Here is a 1171-nt window from a genome sequence, read left to right as displayed (position 1 = left end):
TACCCGCCGGGACATCCGTGTTGATGGATGTGCCGGCACCGGACACATTCAGCATAATCTGGTCTTTCGCAGTGGAAGAAAACGCAGGTGTGGCCGTACCGGACAGATTAACGGTGGCACCATCGGACGCACTGACACCGACGGCACCTTCACCATTCATCATGATTTTCCCGCCGGTCATATTGACCGTAGTTTTTTCACCGCTGGCAACAATCCCGGTCGTACGGTCGGAAACACTTCCTCCGTTAAGCACCAGGTCGCCGGATGTGTTCACAACTGTGGTTGTCTTACCTTCAGGGTCAATAGCTTCAATCCCCACACCACCCGCACCGACTGTGATACTGCCTGTGTTATCACCCCGGGAACCTGCCTGAATCTGTAATCCTGTCGTATGTGCACCCGTGAAGACGATATTTCCGGAATTACTGACTTCTGCGCCGTTATAGGCAATGTATCCGGTAACCTCATCAAGAGAAGAGTTCAGGTCAGCTTCTGATACCAGAATGGTGCCCGTACCAAACCCGGATGCGCCGGCATCTTTCGTGGCATCCGACAGAACACCTGCAACAGGGCTGCCCAGCGGGTTATCATTCATGTCATAACCCTGTCCGTCAGCAATACCCGCCACAGCCCCTACAGCATCCAGATTGATAGTCGCGTCACTGGTGATTTTACCCTGAGCACCACCGGTAATGTGTACCCCGATAGCATCTCCACCGGTAAGATTAACAGTCATGGCGCCCGAGTTAACTGAAGTTACTTTACTACTGGAGGAATCTTTACCGTTGGCAACAACTGCAGTCGTCCCGCGTCCCGATGCAGTAAATACAGAAGAGGCCCCTGAACCACCGGCAAAGGAGGCACCGCCGTCCATCCTGAACAAAACAGAGCCATCAGTACTGACATCCTGAGTTGCAGAGCCACTGTTAATAATTGTAGATGTCGGTCCGTAGACATAATAGCCAAGCTGGTTTTCACCATCTTTGAAATTAACAGCCCCGTTCCCGGCAACTATTACCGTACCGCCATTTTCAGCATAGGCACCCACAGCGCCATCCCCGGTCAGATTGAGGTCACCCGTAAGAGCCGCAGCAGACTTATTCCCGGTGGCCCAGATACCGTAGTTACGAAGCCCGGTGGTGGCATAGAGGGGACTTTCGCCGACATTGAT

At 53.0% G+C, this 1171-nt stretch carries 1 pseudogene; it reads right to left on the bottom strand.

Annotated elements, in window-relative coordinates:
- Nucleotides 1–1171, bottom strand: a pseudogene (locus GTGU_RS26225) (autotransporter outer membrane beta-barrel domain-containing protein); the annotation flags it as partial.

The sequence above is a fragment of the Trabulsiella guamensis ATCC 49490 genome (assembly GCF_000734965.1).
In the GTDB taxonomy this organism is placed as follows: Bacteria; Pseudomonadota; Gammaproteobacteria; order Enterobacterales; family Enterobacteriaceae; genus Trabulsiella; species Trabulsiella guamensis.
Note: the sequence above shows the minus strand (reverse complement) of the source record. Positions and strands in the feature narration are given on the sequence as shown.